Raw genomic sequence first — 16,528 nt, 5'->3', positions numbered from 1 at the left:
GCACCCGATCCCCCACTTTCTGGATATCGACTTCGATGACTGACATCTCTCGGGCCCTCGAGCAGCTTTCTCCCTCGCAGCGCGCCCTTCTCGACCTGCTCCTCCAGGAGCAGCAGTCGGCGCAGCCTCACGCTGCGGCGCCCGTCCTGGTCCGGCGCGAAAGCAACGAGCCTGCTCCGGCATCCTTCCCTCAGCAACGCCTGTGGGTCCTACATGAGTTGGATCCCAGCAGCATGGCTGCCTACAACGTCCACGTGAGCGTTGAGTTCTTCGGGCGGCTGGACCGGGCCCTGCTCACGCGGTGTGTGAACGAGGTGGTGCGCCGTCACGAATCCCTGCGCACGACGCTGAGGAGCCACGGCGGAGATCCGGTGCAGGTGGTCGCCCCCTCGCTGGAGCTCACCCTCCCGGAAGAGGACCTGTCCGCACTGTCCCTGGAGGCACAGGGAGATGAGGTACGCCGCCGCATCATCGCGGAGGCCAACTTCGAGTTCGACCTCTCCGCCGGACCGCTGCTGCGAGTCGGCATCCTGCGGCTCGATGCGCAGCACACACTGGTGCTGTTGACCCTGCACCACTCCGTAACAGACCAGTGGTCCCTGGGCGTGTTCCTCCAGGAGTTGATGGCGCTCTACAAGGCCTTCGAAGAGGGCCTGCCTTCGCCCCTGCCGGAATTGGAACTCCAATATCCAGACTACGCGCGGTGGCAGCGCGAGCAGCTCGAAACGCGGGAACTGGCCGGTCAGCTCGATTACTGGCGACGGCAGCTCACGCCGCAGCCTCCCGCGCTGGTCGTGCCGTCGGACCATCCCCGACCGGCGCTGAAGACGTATCGCGGCGGGTGGCACCACTTCCGGCTCGAGCCAGAGCTGGCACGGAAGCTCAAGCTGCTGGCGCAGAAGGAAGGCGCCACGCTCTTCATGGTGCTGATGGCTGCCTACCAGACGCTGCTGCACCGCTACAGCGGCCAGCAGGACTTCGCGGTGGGCTCGCCTGTCGCCAACCGCCGGGCGCCCGAGCTCGAACCGCTCATCGGCTTCTTCGTCAACATGCTGGTGATGCGTGCGGATGCGTCGGGGGACCCGACGTTCCGCTCGTTCCTGCACCGGGTGCGGCAGGTCTGCCTGGATGCCTACTCACACCAGGACGTGCCCTTCGACAAGCTTGTGGAGGAGCTGCAACCGCCCCGCGCCCCCAGCCGCAATCCGTTCTTCGAGGCCGTCTTCGTCCTCCAGAACGTGCCTCAGCCGGCCCTGCGGATTCCGGGCCTGCTCGCGCGCTACGTGGAGTTGGATCTGGGCGCGTCTCAGTTCGACCTGCTGATGGAGCTGCGCGAGGACCGGCCCGACCGGTTCATCGGCCGCATCGAGTACTGCGCGGACCTGTTCGACGCGAAGACCGTCGAACGGATGGAGCGCCACTACGTGCGCCTGCTGGAGAGCGTGGTGGAGAACGCCGACCAGCGACTCTCCGAGCTGCCCCTGCTGCGCACCGAGGAGCGTCAACAGCTCCTGGTCGACTGGAACGCAAAGTCCACGGCGTTTCCACGTGAGACGCCGATTCACTCGCTCTTCTCCGAGCAGGCTGCTCGCACGCCAGACGCCGTGGCGCTCGTCAGCGGTGAGAGCATCGTCACCTATGCGGAGCTGGAGCGCCGTGCGAACCAACTCGCGCATCACCTGCGCACGTACGGTGTTTCCCGAGGCACCCGAGTGGGCCTGTGCCTCGAGCGCTCGCCAGACATGGTGGTGGGACTGCTCGCCATCCTCAAGGCAGGCGGCGCCTACGTTCCCGTCGACCACCACTACCCTGCTGAGCGCATCTCCTTGCTGTTTCAAGAGGCCGGCATCGGAGTGCTCGTCACGACGAAGCCACTGGCGGAAGGACTCCCTGCATCCAACAGCAAGCACGTGTGTGTGGACACAGATGTGGGCCTCATCGCCGCCTTGCCGCATGACGCGCCTCTGCCCGTGGCCGTGGGCGGTGATGATCTCGCCTACGTCATGTTCACCTCCGGCAGCACCGGCCGGCCCAAGGGCGTCTGCATTCCTCACCGCGCCGTCGCCCGGCTCGTCCTCGCCAATCCCTTCATCCACTTCGGCCCTGACGAAGTCTTCCTCCAGCTGGCCCCCGTCGCCTTCGACGCTTCCACTCTGGAGCTCTGGGGTGCGCTGCTTCACGGCGCTCGCCTCGTCCTCGCTCCGCCTCACACGCCTTCTCTGGACGAACTCGCCGCACTGCTGACTCACCACCGCGTCTCCACCCTCTGGCTCACTGCAGCTCTCTTCGAGCAGATGGTGCTTCACCAGGGCAACGCCTTGGCCGGTGTCCGGCAGGTGCTCGCCGGCGGTGACGTGTTGCCTCCTCTGCGCGTCCGTCAGCACCTGGAGCGCATTCCCCTCGGCGCCGTCCTCGTCAACGGCTACGGCCCCACCGAGAACACCACCTTCTCCGCCACCTACTCCCTTCGCGCGGGTGAGGCCTTCGGCACCTCTGTCCCCATTGGCAGGCCCCTAGGGCACTCCTCCGCCTTCGTCCTCGACTCGCGCATGGAGCCCGTCCCTGTCGGCGTCCCTGGCGAACTCTTCGTCGGTGGCGACGGCCTCGCATGGGGCTACCTGAACCGCCCGGAGTTGACGGCTGAGAAATTCCTCCCTCACCCCTTCTTCTCCGCCCCGGGCGCTCGCCTCTACCGCACCGGCGACCGCGCCCGCTGGAGGGCCGACGGCTCGCTGGAGTTCCTCGGCCGCTCCGACTTCCAGGTGAAGGTGCGCGGCTTCCGCATCGAACTGGGCGAAATCGAATCCGTCCTCCAGCAGGCCCCGGGCGTCCAGGAGGCCGTCGTCCTCGCTCGTGAAGACGCTCCTGGCGACAAGCGCCTCGTGGCTTACTTCGTGCCCACCGCCGCAGCGCGGTCAGAAGAACAGGCCGCGAATGCCGTGGGCGGCATCCGCACATTCCTCAAGGCGCGGCTGCCCGAATACATGCTGCCCGCGGTGTTCATGCCGCTGGAGGACCTGCCGCTGTCCCCCAACGGAAAGGTGGACCGCAAGGCACTGCCCGCCCCGTACGCGGACCTGAATCGGACAGGAACCCCGTTCGAAGCACCGCGGAACGCCTCCGAGCAGACCCTTGCCGATATCTGGGCCGAGGTCCTGGGCCTCCGTCAGGTCGGCATCGACGACAGCTTCTTCGAGTTGGGTGGCGACTCCATCCGCAGCATCCAGGTCATCGCGAAGTTGCGGGAACAAGGCCTGGAGCTGCCCACGCTGGAGTTGCTCCAGCACCCGACCATCCGCGAACTCGCCGGTGTCATCAAAGCCACGAGCGTGGCCCCCGCGAGCCAGATCGCGCCCTTCAGCCTCGTGTCCGAAGCAGACCGTCAGCGGCTGCCCAAGGACGTGGAAGACGCCTACCCGCTGGCCGCACTCCAGTCAGGCATGTTGTTCGAGAGCGCGCTGGATGCCTCAGCCGGCATCTACCACGACATGTTCAGCTTCCATGTGGAGATGGCGCTGAACGAACCGCTGCTGCAACAAGCCTTCCGGGAGCTGTTCGCACGTCACGCCATCCTGCGCACGTCGTTCCACCTGGACGGCCACGAAGAGCCCCTCCAGTTCGTCCACCGTGAAGTGGAACCGCCGCTGAAGTTCGAAGACCTCCAGCACCTGGAGGCGACCCAGCAAACGGCCTACTTGCAGGCGTGGGCGGAGAAGGAACGCGTTCAGCCGTTCACCTGGAACCAGGCTCCGCTGATGCGGCTCTGCGTGCATCGCCGGTCGGAAACCACCGTCCAGCTGACCATCGTCTTCCACCACGCCATCCTCGATGGCTGGAGCGCCGCGACCCTTCTCTCGGAGCTCTTCGGCCGCTACCTCGAATTGCTGGAGGGCACTGACGCCCCCGCCGCGCCGTCCCCGGCCGCCACCTACCGGCAGTTCGTGGCCTTGGAGCGAGAAGCCCAGAACTCCCATGAGAGCGAGCGGTTCTGGCTGCGGCGCATGGATGGAGTGGACGCAGCAAGTCCGCGCCCGCTCCGGTCCCGGGACGACGAGCGCGTCCTGCACACCCACGACGTGCGCATCCCCGCGCCGCTCCAGCAGGCGTTGCTACGCGTGGCTCACGAGGCGGGTGTGTCCCTCAAGACGGTGCTGCTGGCCGTGCATCTGCGCGTCCGGGGCTTCGTCGAAGGAAACACGTCCGTCGTCACCGGCATCGTCACTAATGGCCGTCCGGAAGTCGTCGATGGTGAGCGGATGATTGGCCTGTTCCTCAACAGCGTGCCTTTCCCGGTGACACTGCCTGGAGGCACATGGCTGGAGTTCATTCAGCAGGTCGCGAAGCATGAGCAGGAGTTGATGCCGCACCGCCGCTACCCCATGGCGCGGCTGCAGCAGAAGCGCGGCGGTCAGCCTCTGTTCGACACGCTCTTCAACTTCATCCACTTCCACGTCGCGGGAGGGCTGTCCCAACAGAAGGGCCTGCGCTTCGTGGACGAGATGCTGGGCGCCGCCTGGATGGAACTCCCGCTGGGCGTCACCTTCACCCAGGATCCCGACACCTCGTCGCTATCGGTCTCCATCGCCACCACGGGCACTCGGCACGAAGCGGAGCGAACGCGGGAGTTGGGGCAGTACTACCTGCGCGCACTGGAAGCCGTGGCCGCGGGACCAGGTGGCCGCTACGAGCAGGCAGCGCTGCTCCCACCGGCCGACCGCGACACGCTGCTGGAGGCGTGGAATGCCACGCGCCGAGAGGTCGCCTGGGAAGGATGCTTGCACGAGCGGTTCGAGGACCGTGCGGCCCTTTCTCCCGATGCGCTGGCCGTGCTGGATGATGAGCACTCACTCACCTATGCCGAACTCAACCGTCGGGCCAACCAGCTCGCCTGGGCCCTACGTGCCCGAGGTGTAGGGCCCGAGGTCCGCGTGGGCCTGTGCATGGAGCGCTCGGTCGGCATGGTCGTCGGCGTCCTCGCCATCATCAAGGCAGGCGGCGCCTACGTCCCCATGGATCCGGCATATCCCGCCCAGCGCCTGGCCTACATGGTGAGTGACTCGAATGTCGGCTGCGTGCTCACGCAGCAGCGAGTCGCGGACAAGCTCGCCGGGCACATGGTGGAGGTCCTCTGTGTGGATGACGCAGGGCTCGTGATCGGTTCACGGGATGCGTCCAACCCGCCGCGACTCAGCCGGCCCCAGCACCTCGCCTACGTCATCTATACGTCGGGTAGCACCGGCATGCCCAAGGGCGTCATGGTGCAGCACGCCTCGGTGATGAACCTGCGCGCGGCGCTGGCAGCCACCGCCTACGCAGGTGTGGACAAGCCCCTCCGCGTCAGCCTCAATGCGTCGCTGTCCTTTGATGCGTCCGTTCAGCAGTTGGTGCAGCTCGCGGACGGACATGCGCTGTGCGTGGTGTCACAAACGACACGCGAGGACACCCGCCTGATGCTGGCGTGGTTGGAGCGACATTCCGTGGACGTCCTGGACTGCGCTCCCTCACAGCTGCGGCTGCTTCTGGACGAGGGCCTTGCCGCACACCGCCCCTTGCGCGTATTGGCCGGCGGCGAAGCACTAGACGAGGCGCTCTGGGCCCGGCTCTCCGCCCATCCCCACATCGAGTGCTTCAACGTCTACGGCCCTACGGAGTGCACCGTGGACTCCACGCTGCGTCCCGTGCGCGGAGCGGCCCTGCCTCCTTCGCTGGGCGGTCCGTTGGCGAACGCTCAAACCTACGTGCTGGACGCGTACCTGCAGCCTGCACCGGTAGGAGTGCCCGGCGAGCTCTACATTGGTGGAGCGGGCCTGGCGCGTGGCTACCTGAATCGCCCTGAGCTCACCGCCGACCGGTTCATTCCCAATCCCTTCAGCACGGCCCCCGGCGCCCGCCTCTATCGGACGGGAGACCGGGCTCGCTGGTTGACCCAGGGCGAACTCGAGTTCCTGGGCCGCATCGACTTCCAGGTGAAGGTGCGCGGCTTCCGCATCGAACTGGGAGAGATTGAGTCCGCGCTGCGCCAACACCCCGCGGTGCGCGACACCGTGGTCCTGGTCCGCGAAGACACGCCAGGGCTGCAACGCCTGGTGGCGTACGTGGTCGGGGAGGCGGAGGCCACCACCGTCGTGGACTCTGGTACGTTCCGCGCGTTCCTCAAGGAGCGGCTGCCCGAGCATATGGTGCCCTCGGCCTTCGTCACATTGGAGGCCCTGCCACTCACCCCCAATGGCAAGCTGGACCGCAAGGCACTGCCGACACCGGAAGTTCCTCGGCACGCCGCCACGCGCCCGCTCAGCACGGAAACGGAGCGTCGTGTCGCCGCCCACTGGGCCACGCTGCTGCATGTCGAGACGGTGAACTCCGAGGATGACTTCTTCGCACTCGGGGGCCACTCGCTCCTGGCCACCCAGTTGGTGACGCGGCTGCGGCAGGACTTCGACGTAGACCTGCCGCTGCGGGCGCTCTTCGAGCAGAGCACGGTGGCGGCGCTTGCCGCGCGTTTGGATTCCGAGCGGGCTCGCGGCACCGCGAGTGCCCTGCCGCCCATCCGTGCCGCGCCACGCGATCGTCCACTGCCCCAGTCCTTCGTCCAGCAGCGGCTGTGGGTGATGGAGCAACTGACGCCCGACACCGCGACGTACAACAACCCCGCGGCGGTGGCCATCGACGGAGCGCTCGACATTCGCGCGATGGAACAGTCCCTGTTGCGGGTGGTGCAGCGACACGAGGCGCTGCGCACGACGTTCCGGAACGAGGGGGACTTGCCCGTACAGGTCGTCCATCCGCTCAAGACGCTGGAGTTGCCCATCACGGACATCTCCACCCTGCCCGAAGGTGAGCGTGATGCCCGGGCCCGACAGCTCGCGAACGAGGAGGCCCATCTCCCGTTCAACCTGGTGCGCGGCCCGCTCTTCCGGGCGCGCTTGCTCCGGCTGGCTTCGGACAGGCACGTCCTGTTCGTCACGATGCACCACATCGTGTCCGATGGCTGGTCCGTGGGCGTGCTGGTGCGGGAGGTGGCGGAGAGCTACGAAGCCGCCGTCCAGGGCCGCGAGGCACAGCGCCCCCCGCCTTCGGTGCAGTACGCCGACTACGCCCTCTGGCAGCGAGAATGGATGCAGGGGCCGGTGCTGGAGTCACGGCTGAACTACTGGCGTGAACAGCTCGCTGAAGCCCCCGCGGCCCTGGAGCTGCCTACCGACAGGCCGCGCCCGGCGGTGCATACGTACCGGGGAGCGCTCCTCCCGGTGAAGATGCCCGCGAAGCTCTCCGAGGCTGTGACTGCACTGGCACGTCGTCAGGAGGCGACGCCCTTCATGGTCCTGCTGGCGACCTGGCAGTTGCTGCTCTCTCGCTACTCTGGTCAGCAGGACATCTGCGTCGGTTCGCCCATCGCGGGCCGCACCCGGCCGGAGCTGGAAGGGCTCATCGGCTTCTTCGTCAACACGCTGGTCTTCCGGGCCCGCATGTCGCCGGAGCTCACCTTCCGTGAGCTGTTGGCCCAGGCAAAGGCAGCGGCGCTTGGCGCGTCGGAACACCAGGACGTGCCGTTCGAAAAACTGGTCGAGGTGCTGCAACCCGCGAGGGACCCGAGCCGCTCGCCGCTCTTCCAGGTCACCCTCACCCTGCAGAACACTCCGCCCGTGCGACTGGAGTTGCAGGGGCTATCGTTGCGTGTGCTGGAGACGGAGCTGGAGACCGTCAAATTCGACTTGAGTCTCTTGCTGGAAGAGACCCCGGAAGGGCTCTCCGGCGCGCTGAACTACAACACCGACCTCTTCGATGCCTCCACCGCCGAGCGCATGATGGGGCACTTCCGCACGCTCCTGGAAGCCATCGTCACAGATGAGAACCAGCGTCTGGCCGAGTTGCCCCTTCTGCGCACCGAGGAGCGTCAGCAACTCCTGGTCGACTGGAACGCGACGTCCGCCGTGTTCCCGCGCGATACGCCGATTCACGTTCTCTTCTCCGAGCAGGCAGCTCGCACGCCAGACGCCATGGCGCTCATCAGCGGTGAGAGCGTCGTCACCTACGCGGAGCTGGACCGCCGCTCAAATCAGCTCGCGCACCACTTGCGCGCGTATGGCGTTTCCCGCGGCACCCGCGTGGGCCTGTGCCTGGAACGTTCGCCGGACATGGTGGTGGGCCTGCTTGCCATCCTCAAGGTAGGCGGCGCCTACGTGCCCATCGACCACAACTACCCCGCTGAACGCATCTCCTTGCTGCTTCAGGAGGCCGGCGTCAGCGTGTTCGTCACGCAGGAGTCGCTCGCCGATGAGCTGCCCAGCTCGGGCGGGTTGATGGTGTGCGTGGACACGGACGCGGACGTCATCGCCGCCATGCCGCATGACGCGCCTCCTTCAGTGGCCGTGGGCGGTGATGACCTCGCCTACGTCATGTTCACATCCGGCAGCACCGGAAGGCCCAAGGGCGTCTGCATCCCCCACCGCGCCGTCTCTCGCCTCGTTCTCGCCAACCCCTTCATCCACTTCGGCCCCGACGAAGTCTTCCTCCAGCTCGCCCCCGTCGCCTTCGACGCTTCCACCCTGGAGCTCTGGGGCGCCCTGCTTCACGGTGCACGCCTCGTCCTCGCTCCGCCTCACACGCCTTCTTTGGACGAACTCGCCGCGCTACTGACTCACCACCGCGTCTCCACCCTCTGGCTCACCGCTGCCCTCTTCGAGCAGATGGTGCTTCACCAGGGTAACGCCTTGGCCGGTGTCCGGCAGGTGCTCGCTGGCGGTGACGTGTTGCCGCCGCTTCGCGTCCGTCAGCACCTGGAGCGCATCCCCCTCGGCGCAGTCCTCGTCAACGGCTACGGCCCCACCGAGAACACCACCTTCTCCTCCACCCACTCCCTCCGCGCGGGTGAGGCCTTCGGCACCTCCGTCCCTATTGGCAGGCCTCTGGGGCACTCCACGGCCTACGTCCTCGACTCGCGCATGGAGCCTGTCTCTGTCGGCGTCCCTGGCGAACTCTTCGTCGGTGGCGACGGCCTCGCCTGGGGCTACCTGAACCGCCCAGAGTTGACGGCCGAGAAGTTCCTCCCTCACCCCTTCTCGTCCGCCCCGGGCGATCGCCTCTACCGCACCGGCGACCGCGTCCGCTGGAAGCCCAACGGCTCGCTGGAGTTCCTCGGCCGCTCCGACTTCCAGGTGAAGGTGCGCGGCTTCCGCATCGAACTGGGCGAAATCGAGGCCGTCCTCCAGCAGGCTCCAGGTGTCCAGGAGGCGGTCGTCCTTGCTCGTGAGGACTCTCCTGGCGACAAGCGCCTCGTGGCCTACGTCGTGGGCGAAGACGGCGTGGAGTCTGTAGAGCCCCGTGCCCTGCGCGATCACGTCCTGCGCAAGCTGCCCGAGTACCTGGCCCCCGCCATCTTCATCCCGATGGAGTCCCTGCCGCTATCGGCAACCGGGAAGGTGGACCGCAAGGCCCTGCCCGCCCCCGACGCGGACCGAGCCCTGATGGGCGCCTCCTTCGAGGCACCACGGGATGCCTCCGAGCAGGCCATCGCCGATATCTGGGCCGAGGTCCTGGGCCTCCGCCAGGTCGGCATCGACGACAGCTTCTTCGAGCTGGGCGGCGACTCCATCCGCAGCATCCAGGTCATCGCGAAGCTGCGCGAACGGGACCTGGAGCTACCCATCATGGAGCTGCTGCAGCACCCAACCATCCGCCAGCTCTCCGGCGCGGTGAAGCACACCGGAGGGTCCGCCCCTGCCGCACATGACGTGGCCCCCTTCGGCTTCGTGTCCGAAGCGGACCGCAAGCGGCTGCCGGAAGACGTGGAGGATGCCTACCCACTGGCCGCGCTCCAGTCGGGCATGCTCTTCGAGAGCGCGCTGGATGCCTCGGCCGGCATCTACCACGACATGTTCAGCTTCCACCTGGAGCTGGAGCTACACGAGCCGCTGCTACGTCAGGCGTTTCAGGAACTGATTGCGCGTCACGCCATCCTGCGAACCTCCTTCCATCTGGATGGCTACGAGGAGCCCCTCCAACTCGTCCACCGTGAGGTCAAGCCGCCTCTGCGCATCGAGGACCTTCGGCATCTGGAACCCTCTCAGCAGGACGCGTTCCTGCGGGAGTGGGTGGAAGCGGAGCGAATCAAGCCCTTCGAGTGGCCCCAGGCGCCCTTGCTCCATGTCGCCGTGCATCGCCGCACGGACCGCAGCGTTCAACTGACCATCGTCTTCCACCACGCCACCCTCGATGGCTGGAGCGCCGCGACCCTGTTCTCGGAGCTCTTGGGCCGCTACCTCGAATTGCAGGACGACTCCAACACGCCCCCGGCACAGCCCCTGGCTGCGACCTACCGCCAGTTCATCGCGTTGGAGCGTGAGGCCCAGCAGTCCGCGGAGAGTGAGCGGTTCTGGCTGAAGCGCATGGAAGCCATGGACTCGCCAAGCCCCCGTCCGAACCGGGCCAGGGACGATGAGCGCGTGCTCCACACCCATGACGTGCGCATCCCTGGTCCGCTGCAACAAGCATTGCTACGCGTGGCTCACGAGGCGGGCGTGTCCCTCAAGACGGTGCTGCTGGCCGTGCACCTGCGCGTCCGGGGCTTCGTCGAAGGCAGCACCTCCGTCGTCACCGGCATCGTCACCAATGGTCGCCCGGAAGTCGTCGATGGTGAGCGGATGATTGGCCTGTTCCTCAACAGCGTGCCTTTCCCGGTGACGCTGCCTGGAGGCACATGGCTGGAGCTCATTCAGCAGATCGCGAAGCATGAGCAGGAGTTGATGCCGCACCGCCGCTACCCCATGGCGCGGCTTCAGCAGAAGCGCGGCGGTCAGCCACTGTTCGACACGCTCTTCAACTTCATCCACTTCCACGTCGCGGGAGGGCTGTCCCAGCAGAAGGGCCTGCGCTTCGTGGATGAGATGCTGGGCGCCGCCTGGATGGAGCTGCCGCTGGGCGTCACCTTCACCCAGGACCCGGACACCTCGTCGCTGTCGATTTCCATCTCCACGACGGGCACGCGGCACGAAGCGGAGCGAACGCGGGAGTTGGGACAGTACTACCTGCGCGCGCTGGAGGCCGTGGCCACGGGCCCAAGCAGCCGCTATGAGCAGGCGGCGCTGCTGCCTGAGGCCGAACGCAACACGCTGCTGGAGACGTGGAATGCCACGCACCGGGAGGTCGCCTGGGAAGGCTGCTTGCATGATCGGTTCGAGGACCGCGCGGCCCTTTCTCCCGATGCCCTCGCCGTACTGGATGACAAGCACTCGCTCACCTATGCCGAACTCAACCGTCGAGCCAACCAGCTCGCCTGGGCCCTGCGTGCCCGAGGCGTGAAGCCCGAGGTTCGCGTCGGCCTGTGCATGGAGCGCTCGGTCGACATGGTCGTCGGCGTCCTCGCCATCCTCAAGGCAGGCGGCGCCTACGTTCCCATGGATCCGGCATATCCCGCCCAGCGTCTGGCCTACATGGTGAGCGACTCGAATGTCGGCTGCGTGCTCACACAGCAGCGCGTCGCGGACAAGCTCGCCGGGCACAAGGTGGAGGTCCTCTGTATGGATGACGCGGGGCTCGTGGGCGGTTCACGCGACGCGTCCAACCCACCGCGGCTCAGCGGGCCCCAGCACCTCGCCTACGTCATCTACACGTCGGGCAGCACCGGCATGCCCAAGGGCGTCATGGTGCAGCACGCCTCGGTGATGAACCTGCGCGCGGCGCTGGCGACCACCGCCTACGCAGGTGTGGACAAGCCCCTACGGGTCAGTCTCTACGCGTCACTGTCCTTCGACGCCTCCGTGCAGCAGTTGGTGCAACTCGTGGATGGCCATGCGCTGTGCGTGGTGCCGCAGACCGCTCGCGAGGATGCGCGCGTCATGCTGGCGTGGCTGGAGCAGCATGACGTGGACGTGCTGGACTGTGCCCCGTCGCTGCTGCGCCTGCTGCTGGACGAGGGCCTCGCGGCCCACCGGCCCTTGCGAGTGTTGGCCGGGGGCGAGGCACTGGACGAGGCGCTCTGGGCTCGGCTCTCCGCCCATCCCCACATCGAGTGCTTCAACGTCTACGGCCCCACCGAATGCACCGTGGATTCGACCCTTCGTTCCGTGCGCGAGGCTCCGCTGCCTCCAACCCTGGGCGGCCCGCTGGTGAACGCACGGACCTACGTGCTGGACGCACACTTGCAACCGGCTCCCGTGGGTGTGCCCGGCGAACTCTATATTGGTGGAGCGGGCCTGGCGCGTGGCTACCTGAATCGTCCTGAGCTCACCGCTGAACGGTTCATCCCCAACCCCTTCAGCATGGGGCCGGGCGCCCGCATCTACCGGACCGGGGACCGGGCGCGCTGGTTGCCGCAGGGCGAGCTCGAGTTTCTGGGCCGCATCGACTTCCAGGTGAAGGTGCGCGGCTTCCGCATCGAACTGGGAGAGATTGAATCCGCGCTGCGCCAACACCCCGCAGTGCGCGACACCGTGGTCCTGGCGCGCGAGGACGTGCCAGGCATCCAGCGCCTGGTGGCATACGTGGTCGCGGAGCCCGCCGCCCCCGTCGACTCCTGTACGTTCCGGCCGTTCCTCAAGGAGCGGCTGCCCGAGCACATGATGCCCTCGGCCTTTGTCACCCTGGAAGCCCTACCCCTCAACACCAGCGGCAAGGTGGATCGCAGGGCGCTACCGCTACCCGAGGAAACGTCTACGCGGCACGAGGTCTACGTCCCGCCGCGCGACGCATACGAGCTTGATTTGGCGCGTCTCTTCGAGGAACTGCTCGGTGTCTCGCCAATCAGCGCGAAGAGTGACTTTTTCGAGTTGGGCGGTCACTCCCTGCTCGCGATGCGGCTGCTGTCCATGTTGCTAGCGCGCACGGGCCGTACGCTGCCAGTCACGGCGCTCTTTCAGGCCCCCACTGTCGAGGGGATGGCCGCCTTCCTGCGGCGCGAACCCGCGCCTTGGACGCCGCTCGTTCCCATTCAACGAAGTGGCTCGCGAGTGCCCTTCTTCTGCGTCCACCCGGTGGGAGGCACGGTGTTCTGCTACACCGAGCTGGCGCGGAGGCTCGGCCCTGATCAGCCCTTCTACGGCTTGCAAGCCCAGGGGCTGGAGGGGACGCTGCCGCCGAACGAGTCCATCGATTCCATGGCGGCCAGCTACGTGGATGCCATCCGCACCCAACAACCCCAGGGCCCGTACCGATTGGGAGGATGGTCACTCGGAGCCGTCATCGCCTTCGAGATGGCGCGCCTGCTCCAGCAGAGTGGTGAGGCGGTGGAGGTCCTTGCCCTGATTGAGCCCAGTTCCACCTCGCGGGCCCAAGGTGTCACGACCGACGACGACATGGCCGCTGCGACGATGTTCGCGCGGGACCTGGCGCGCATGTCAGGAATCGCTTCATCAACGACCCTGGAGGGGGCGATGAGTAACCCGCAGGCACTGCTGGAACGCGTGCTCCAGGAGGGCCGCGAAGCGGGTGTCTTCATCCCAGACGCCGGCATGGAGCAACTCCACGCGCTGCTTCGTGTCTTTACCGCCAACGTCCGTGCGCTCCAACAGCACACGCCGGGCACATTCCCAGGCCCCCTCACAGTCCTATGCGGCAGCGACACCGAGCTGGAGCCTTCCGAGACGGAAGACCGCGGATGGAGCCGCCATGCAGCTCAACTGGCGGTGCATGTCGTTCAGGGAGATCACTACAGCGTCCTGCGAGCCCCCGGGGTCGATGCGCTCGCAAGCGTCGTGACCGAGCTTCTGACACGCGCCGATACGTCCGAGTCAGTATCCCAGTAGCCTTTAGCAGGCGGTGTTTCGACTTCGATAAACCACCCACCCACCCGGGCCGCCACATGTCGAACCGTCAACATGGGATACCTACTTCCAGGTGGCGCCCTCGGGGATGACCGTGCCGGTGACGGGGGCCGTGGCGATGGAGAATGCCGCGTCGCACAAGGGGCCTGGCGCCCCTGGCCCCGGAGGCAGCCCCCTGTCGCGCGCGTGACAGCCCCTCGCGCCTGCCAGCCTGCTGCCGAACTGGCGGCCAGGTGCTCAACTGCCTCCCCGCCTGGCTTTCCGGGCAGCCCCAGGGGAATCCCATGTCATTGTTGGAAGCTCGGCGTGAGCGCTCACGGTTGCGAGTCATTCTCTGCGCAGTGGTGCTGGGCTGCGCAAACACCGCGAACGCCCAATCCCTCGACGCGGCCCCGAGCCCGGATCCGCTGGAGGCCCGCCTTCCGGCGACGTTCGCCTTCGCGGCGTCACGCCTTCGCACCACGGCCGAGTCTCTGCCCCCCGGCGCCTTTCCGCAGGAGACGCGGGCGGACGGCACGTGGGTCGTCTCGGATGCCACTTCCTTCACCAGCGGCTTCCTGGCTGGGAGCCTCTGGTACATGTACGAGTACACGGGGGACGCGTACTGGCACACCCAGGCCGAGCGGTGGCAGGCACCCCTACGGGGCCAAGCGACGCGCACGGACGACCATGACCTGGGCTTCGTCCTCTACAGCAGCTTCGGCAACGGCTACCGGCTCACGGGCGACCCGTCCTACCGCGCGCTGCTGCTGACCGCGGCCAACTCCCTCTCCCAGCGCTACTACGCGCCGTTGGGTTATGTGCGCTCGCGCGGGGACATCACCGACCTGCGGGACCTGGACCTCATCATCGACACGATGATGAACCTGGAGCTGCTGTTCTGGGCCTCGCGCAACGGCGGCTCGCCCGCGCTGCGGGAGATGGCCACGCGCCACGCCCTCAACACGCTGGAGAGCCACTCCCGCTCTGATGGCAGCACCTTTCAGGTGGCCCGGTTCGACCCACTCACGGGCGCGCTGAAGGAGCAGGGCAAGGAGCAGGGCTGTCGGTACGAGACGGTCTGGTCCCGCGGGCAGGCCTGGGCCATCTACGGTTACACGGTGGCGTACCGCGAGACGCGGGACCGGCGCTTCCTCCAAGGGGCTCGAAAGGCGGCCGACTTCTACCTCTCGCATGTGCCCGGGGACCTGGTGGCCTATTGGGACTTCTTCCCGCCGGACATCCCCACCGCGCCGCGTGACGTCTCCGCCGCCGCCGCGTCCGCGCTCATCGAGCTGAGCCAGTTGGAATCCGAGTCCCGGCGCGCGGACGCCTACCTCAAGGCCGCGCGCGACATCCTGCTGGCGCTGTCCTCGCCCGCGTACCTGTCAGAGGGAACGCCCTTCCAGTCCATCCTCCTGCACGGCACGGCCTACAAGCCTCGTGGCCGGTCCGACATCGGGCTGGTCTACGCGGACTACTACTTCCTCGAGGCGCTGCTGCGGTACCGGGTAGCCCGCCACCGGAGCCTGACCTCGTGGGACGTGGAGCTTCCGCCCGCGCTCATCGCCACGCGCACGCCGATGCCGGACGCCCCTGTCGTCTCCGTGGACGCGAACGTGCGGGTCTACTTCACCGCGCCCATGCGCGGCGTGGACGACACGTCCTTCCTCCTCAAGCGCGGCTCCAGCCTCGTGGCGGCGGAGGTCTCCTACGACGGGGCCAGCCGCGTCGCGGTGCTCCGCCCGCGTGAGCCCCTGCGCCATGACACCGAGTACGCAGTAATACTCTCCAAGGACATCACCGGTCCCGACCGCCGCTCCCTCGGCTTCCAGCGGTGGACCTTCACCACCGAGGTGGGCCCACCGTCCCGCGTGGACCACCGCTTCTTCGACTTCGAGAGCGGCACCCTGGCCGGCGTGGACCGGGTGGCGGGCCCCGTGACGCTCGTGTCGGGGGCCGCGGCGCTGCGCGGGAGCTACTCCGTGAAGCTGCCGGGCACCGCGCCCGCGTTCCTGGCTGAGTCCTTCCGGAGCACGGACGACATCTACACCTCCTTCCTGCTGCGCATGGACAGCACGCCCACGGTGGACGCGGACCTGCTGGCCTACCTGGATGACGGCGAGGTGCTGCCCCATGTCCTGCTGCGCCCCAACCTCTCGCTGCAGTTGATGAACGAGGACACGCCGGTGGGCACACGGACCAACTTCATGACGGTGGGTGAGGTGTACAGCGTCGCGCTGCGGCAGCGGGATGGCGGGGGGCGCTACGCCATTCTGGACCTCTACCTCCGGGGACCAGGCGTGGAGTTCGAGTGTCCCTTCGCGTCCAGCTGGGTGCGCATGTCGGAGCCCCGGGTGGACCAGGTCCGGCTCGGCAGCACGGTGGCCCCGCGGGACGTCACACTCGACGACGTTCGGCTCGACACGGAGCGCTAGCCAGGAGACGGGCCTCCTCTGCTTCTTGATGACGTCGAGCGTCCGGGCCAGCTCGCGCCGCTCGGCGGCGAGCCGTGGGGATGCCGGCGCGGTGCCCGCGGAGGTGGCCCGAGCGTCTTCCCGCGCCCCCGCCGCTGCGCCCCCTCAGCAGCTGGCCGCGGACGGCGCACCCTCCAGATTGAATCTCCACCGGGGCGGCACCTCGCTGCTGGTGGACCTCACCCCGCGCACGGACTCGCTGGGCCGGCCGGTCAGCACCACCCCGCGCAACCTGACCGCCCTCAGGAACGACCTGTTCTTCTTCACCGCCGACGAGGATGTCAGCGACTTCATCGGCCTGTGGCGGAGCGACGG

2 protein-coding genes are annotated in these 16,528 nt (G+C 67.4%); both read left to right on the top strand.

Features of this window, described 5'->3' with window-relative positions; translation table 11 throughout:
* Window positions 1–35 precede the first annotated feature (35 nt).
* Window positions 36–13,739, top strand: coding sequence for a non-ribosomal peptide synthetase (locus tag OZ403_RS18745; RefSeq protein WP_268784747.1), 13,704 nt, complete (start codon window positions 36–38; stop codon window positions 13,737–13,739).
* A 302-nt stretch (window positions 13,740–14,041) separates the two neighbouring features.
* The gene (locus OZ403_RS18740) at window positions 14,042–16,174 is read left to right on the top strand and encodes an Ig-like domain-containing protein (protein ID WP_268784746.1); all 2,133 of its coding nucleotides are present in this window, start codon (window positions 14,042–14,044) and stop codon (window positions 16,172–16,174) included.
* The last annotated feature ends 354 nt before the right edge of the window (window positions 16,175–16,528 follow it).

This window comes from Myxococcus sp. NMCA1 (assembly GCF_026810205.1).
GTDB classification, from domain to species: domain Bacteria; phylum Myxococcota; class Myxococcia; order Myxococcales; family Myxococcaceae; genus Myxococcus; species Myxococcus xanthus_A.
Note: the sequence above shows the minus strand (reverse complement) of the source record. Positions and strands in the feature narration are given on the sequence as shown.

Coding starts and splice junctions, on each gene's coding strand:
- OZ403_RS18745 (WP_268784747.1), top strand. CDS start 36: ATGACTGACATCTCTCGGGCCCTCGAGCAGCTTTCTCCCTCGCAGCGC.
- OZ403_RS18740 (WP_268784746.1), top strand. CDS start 14,042: ATGTCATTGTTGGAAGCTCGGCGTGAGCGCTCACGGTTGCGAGTCATT.